This window comes from Orrella sp. 11846 (assembly GCF_048820935.1).
GTDB lineage: Bacteria > Pseudomonadota > Gammaproteobacteria > Burkholderiales > Burkholderiaceae_B > Algicoccus.
The window spans coordinates 1-5,311 of record NZ_JBMERD010000032.1; the positions used below are offsets into that span (position 1 = coordinate 1).

Annotated in this window: 5 protein-coding genes; 1 reads left to right on the forward strand and 4 read right to left on the reverse strand. The window is 38.4% G+C overall.

The window, feature by feature from the left end:
- On the forward strand, positions 1–203 hold a 203-nt coding region (locus tag ACOI06_RS14320), incomplete at its 5' end, for a hypothetical protein (RefSeq protein ID WP_420663275.1).
- Positions 204–450: 247 nt separating this feature from the next.
- Here ACOI06_RS14320 and ACOI06_RS14325 read toward each other — a convergent pair.
- The 4 genes from ACOI06_RS14325 to ACOI06_RS14340 form a co-directional block, all read right to left on the reverse strand.
- Positions 451–2,421 (reverse strand): glycosyltransferase family 2 protein, encoded by a 1,971-nt coding sequence (locus ACOI06_RS14325; RefSeq protein ID WP_420663276.1) that lies wholly within the window; start codon positions 2,419–2,421, stop codon positions 451–453.
- 160 nt (positions 2,422–2,581) lie between these two features.
- Positions 2,582–3,553: an IS5 family transposase gene (locus ACOI06_RS14330; RefSeq protein WP_420663277.1), complete on the reverse strand. Its 972-nt coding sequence runs from the start codon at positions 3,551–3,553 to the stop codon at positions 2,582–2,584.
- 124 nt (positions 3,554–3,677) lie between these two features.
- Positions 3,678–4,490: a hypothetical protein gene (locus ACOI06_RS14335; RefSeq protein ID WP_420663278.1), complete on the reverse strand. Its 813-nt coding sequence runs from the start codon at positions 4,488–4,490 to the stop codon at positions 3,678–3,680.
- A 201-nt stretch (positions 4,491–4,691) separates the two neighbouring features.
- Positions 4,692–4,835, reverse strand: coding sequence for a hypothetical protein (locus ACOI06_RS14340; RefSeq protein ID WP_420663279.1), 144 nt, complete (start codon positions 4,833–4,835; stop codon positions 4,692–4,694).
- Positions 4,836–5,311 lie beyond the last annotated feature (476 nt).

Genomic DNA, 5,311 nt, shown 5'->3' on the forward strand with positions numbered 1-5,311 from the left:
CAAATCATACCGTGACGCCTCACATAGGTCACACGGAGTTATTCAGAGTTTCCTCTATTTGGTCGCGACAAATGGTGGCCGAGGTGCGCCCATATAGGGCTTGGCGGGGCAGAATTGCGCCTAAAAAGCGCAATTCAAGCCTCAATCAGGCAAAAGTCAGCCTAATTCTGATCAAAAAAGTAATTTTAATCAATTTTCCATAAAGAAGTTTTTATGTTTTAATTCACTACCCAAAAATCGAGGGTTGTTCGAGGTGCCCATATAAAAAATCCTATTTTATGAAAATTGTGTTTCAAAATCAATCGATTGCGAAAATGATTTTTTAAAAATCAGAGATTATTCGAGACGACCTTGAGGTCATACCGCGCAAGGTCTTGTTGGGCCGCTCATTATTACATATTTAAAGCTGGGCTGTCGCACCAAGCTGTACTTTCTCTAGGATATTTCATTTTACATATCCTTAACCTTCGAGACTAACTGATTTTGCAAAATCTTTATTTTGGCCATAAGCTGATCTGGTGTAGTTTCCAGTGATTTCAAAATGTTTTTTTCTGTACGGTCAAAATAATTTGAAGCAAGTAATTTACTTTGTAAACGTAATGATTCATCAAATTGTTTTGCGAATTTATAATGATAAATAATTAAATAATCATCTCCCCAAATTTTATCAGAAACTTTACACTTGTGATCATTAATGTACAACGTATGAAATCCTTGATGAAGATGTCGAAATTTTGTGTGTTTCACTAACGGTATTTTTCTTAAACAATCTATAGTTTGATACAAATGATATCGTATATCATGCTTCCAAGAAATGTCGGCATAAGGGCCGAATGCCCATTTAATAGATGAGATATTTTCATATTCTTTCGACACAGGTGTCTTTAGTTGCAAAAAATGAGTAAGATAATTTTTATAATTGTTTTTTATATCATTTAAATTGATGGAAGGATTTGGAACTAAATCAACTAACAGACCTGGCATAAATATTTTGCCAATCTCATCAAGATGTTTAGTTAGATCAAGAAACGATTTATACTTAGACGGCAACTCTATAAACTCATCAGCATCAATTGTCAGGTACCAATCATTAGTATCAAGAAAATAATTAATCAATACTTCAATCCAAATTGTTTTGAAGTTTTTGAAACGACCAATCTTGGGTACAAAAACATGTACATTGTTTTGTCTCAAAACATTTTGCACCGGAGTTTTAGAATTATCATCTATAATGAAAAAATCAGTAACACCTAGATTTTCATAATGCTTTACAAGATCTTGCAAGAAAATATCTTCGTCTTTCACAACTAAAAAAACACAAAACTTATGTTTAGAAAGGATGGTTTCTTTTTTTTGTTTGTAGAAAAAAATATCTAATGCATTTTTGATTGGCAATAGCTCAATCAGTTTTTGTTTAGAGTCTTGTAATCTATTTTCAAGAAGATTCTGATACTGAGAATCAATTTTGCCGCTAAGCGCACAAAGCGTAGCATTAATACGTCCAAATTGTTCTAAATATGGCAGTGCTTCTACGTAATTTGATCCTTTAGGGTTTGCTGGAAGCTTTCTTTCATATTCTTTTATTTGAATGATATCATTTTTTAATTCTTCTTGTGTATAAATATCGTTTGCAAATTTTGACTTAACAAACATGTGCGAATTTATGTCTACACAAAGAAATGGCAATGTTGGATCTTCTCGAAGCGCTCTGATCATAAAATCAATCTCATCAAATTGTCGAGGAAGCAACAGAGGATCATATTTTATGCGTGAATATATCGAGCTTGGAACGCTAACTCGTCCACTGGTTCCATCGCCCCATTTTCCTGAAAAATGATGTAATAGAAAATGGTTTCTATATTTTCGATTAATCTCTAGCAGACGAAATGTTTCATGACGAGTAACGAAATTATCACCATCTAGACTTGAATAAATACTTCCATTTATATTTCCTACGAAAGCATTTTTAGCTTTTCCAAAATGCCAAGAATCAAGATCATATGAGTTAATTATTTTTAAAAGTCCATTTTTTATATGATTTGAAAAATTTTTAGTTATCCATTCAAAACTAACACCATCAAAATCATTAAATAAGATGACAACAAACTCAACAACAACAGACATATCATGATGCTGAGTTAAATTGTATTGCAATGTCTCTTGTATGTCACTTAAGCGTCCCATTAATGGTATACAATACGACACAATTGGTGATTTGAGTTGTTTGGATGAAGAAGAAAAATGCTTTTTAAGCTGAATTTCGTTTTTAATCAAAAAATCCAACGCCCCTAAGGACCCAACTAAATCTCTCCTTTTCATCAAGGCAAGTTTTTCTCTGTTTTCTTTATACTGAAATTCGTAATTATCCATATATTTATAAAACTTATTTAATTTCTGAGTTTGTTTTACTTGTTTTTGCATTTCAAGGAACCTCTGAACTACTCGTGTTTTTGACGTAGGAAAAAGGTTTCGTTCAAGCGGGCTCAATATTTCTTGCTTTTATAGTCAAAAATGACGAGTCTTGAGAAAATCTGACCCTTACAAGCCCTAAACTGGGGCTTTTTGCCCATTTTGGGCGGATTTATCCCATGCCTCCCATCAAATCTTCTCGGGCCATCCAGATATTTCCAAGCGCCAGTAGCGTGACGACCTGCGCGGTGTTCTTGAGCAAGCCCCGGTAGCGCACTTTTCGGTAGCCAAATTGGCACTTGAGAATACGAAAGGCATGCTCTACCTTGGCACGAATTGAAGCCTTGGTTCGTTCAACGGCGCCCGTAAGCTCACGAGCCTCCTCATCCTTGATCGCTTGTCGTTGGCTGGGCTTCATCGCAATATGCCACTCGACATCGACGTCCTCAAGTTCAGGGCGTTTCTCTGCTCCGATGTAACCTGAATCACCGAACACATACTCTTCCTCACCATGCAGCAATGCGTGTGTTTGCGTCACATCATGCTCATTGGCAGACGTGCAAACCGTTGTGTGAACAAATCCCGTTGCAAAATCAACACCGATATGTGCCTTCATGCCAAAGTGCCAGTTATTGCCTTTCTTCGTCGACCGCATCTCTGGATCTCTGGAGCGTGTGGAGTTCTTTGTCGAGCTGGGAGCGCTGATGATCGTAGCGTCCACGATTGTCCCCTGGCGCAGCATCAAACCTTGCTCAGTCAGCAAATCGTTGATCGTTGCAAAAAACTGTTCTGCAAGATCATGTGTTTCAAGCAGTCTACGAAAATTCAAGATCGTCGTCTCATCCGGAATGCCGCCCATAGACAAAGACAGTCCAGCGAATTTGCGCATACAGTAGCTGTCGTATAGTGCCTCTTCCATGGCTGGATCGCTGAGTGCAAACCATTGCTGCATGAAATGGATACGCAGCATAGCTTCAAGTGCGTACGGCGGTCGACCAGTTCTACCTTTAGGGTAAACAGGCTCAATCAATGCGAGCAAACGGCTCCAAGGAATCACTTGATCCATCTCCAGAAGAAACTTCTCCCGGCGAGTCTGTTTGCGTTTCGTACTGTGCTCAAAATCAGAAAAACTCAACTGGCTCATGACGTGATCACTCATTGATAGAAGGCGACATCCAAATCATACCGTGACGCCTCACATAGGTCACACGGAGTTATTCAGAGTTTCCTTATGTATTCTTGGGGACAGGGATTTATTCGTCATTCTCTTACTTGTTTGACAAAAATATTTCAAAATTCTTGCAAAATAAGTTGTCATCGATTAACTTTACTCGGCTAGTAATAGACATTACTCTCCTAGCATTCCAAAAGTTTTCGCGTTTAGGTTTATTATCTATCCATTCACGACCCACACATGCGGACTTAGCCATCACTGAAAACCTTGCGAGATCCCCCATGTGTTGCGATGCCGGAAAGACTTCCTCGTCCAACAATTTAACAGAGTTACAATAAAATTTCCAAAGAAAATTTATAACCTCTCTGGCATGATTAAAATCACCTTGAGAGAAAAGGAAATAGGCGTAAACTAAAAGACAACTGCCAATGTTTTGTGATAGCGTTATTCTATTTCTTGTTGAAATTATATTCTTTGCGAATGAAATGACTTTTTCATATGTTTTGATTGGATTTTTCTGTAGAAAAATTTCAGCATGCCATTTAGCTGTCAAGATGGATAAGTATACTTGACGATAGTCATCTTTAGTAGCTTTAAATTCTTCTGAATAATTTATACTACGAAAAATATCAGCTTCTAAATGTTCAATAAAACAGAAATTATTCTGTAGAACATCAACTTGCTCTTGTTCAATGCATTTGTAAATAAAAACGACGCAAGATGCAACTTTATGTGAAAGATTGAGTTTTTTCGATTTGGCTAGAAATAATCCAAGCGCTGCCAACTCAGTCGGATTTTTAGATCGATTTGCAGTAAGGTACAGTTTTTCGCGATACGTCTTCTCAACAGACATATCCCTACATATGTCTAGATATAACGCCTCAAGATCATCATTTGTCCAGATCATGTGTCTAATTCCTATTTCTAAAATACATAAGTTCCCTCATTTGACCCTGAACTGTCGCACGGGGAACCTTGAACAATCTAGATTTTAGCTGATTGTGGAACTTGTCAGCCTCATTTGAGCCGCTTATTTAATAATTAAATTGCTTTTTCAATGACCCGCGACAGAGTTGGGAAGTTGATGCATTTCTCAATAGTGGCCGGGTCACCTGAGTTCACCATGCTTGCAAGCATCAGCTTTCTGAAGAATCGATAGTTTGCATTCAGCCGTAAAGACCCGGCGAGTCCGTTTTTCAAGTGCTGGATCGGGTTTGACCATCGAGTCAACAACGGTGATTGGCTTTGGCATTTTTGATCTCCTGAGCGCCCTGATATATACGTTATCTCAAAATCATGTGGCTCAGGTCTATGTTGGCACACAGGGCAGGGCAGCCTGCTTACTTCTTGTTCGCTCATCATGATCGTCATCCTCGCCCGCCTTCATGGTGTCATTAACACGACTGAACCGGACATTCTCACGTTGTGCTAACACGTTAACACGATACCTATCTAATTATTGAGATTTGTTATAAAATCCTTTACTAAGCGAATCGGAAAGGCATCAAGAGTAGGAACCAAAGTCAAGTTATGTACCGAAACATGATTGGCTGATTTTTTAACGTTAAGCTACCTAGCCTTGAACGTAAGCGCCACCGCATCGGCGTGATGACACCACACGTCAGATGATGCATACTTGCTGAGCAGGATATCGTCTGTCAGATTATTGTGACTTGCGAGGTTAAGGGCTGGTCAGCGAAGTGCTGCTTCCACAGCCTTGGTGTGAGT

What these genes read in the sequence shown, in the direction of transcription:
- ACOI06_RS14325 (WP_420663276.1), bottom strand. Translation starts at nt 2,421, where the DNA reads ATGCAAAAACAAGTAAAACAAACTCAGAAATTAAATAAGTTTTATAAA.
- ACOI06_RS14330 (WP_420663277.1), bottom strand. Translation starts at nt 3,553, where the DNA reads ATGAGCCAGTTGAGTTTTTCTGATTTTGAGCACAGTACGAAACGCAAA.
- ACOI06_RS14335 (WP_420663278.1), bottom strand. Translation starts at nt 4,490, where the DNA reads ATGATCTGGACAAATGATGATCTTGAGGCGTTATATCTAGACATATGT.
- ACOI06_RS14340 (WP_420663279.1), bottom strand. Translation starts at nt 4,835, where the DNA reads ATGCCAAAGCCAATCACCGTTGTTGACTCGATGGTCAAACCCGATCCA.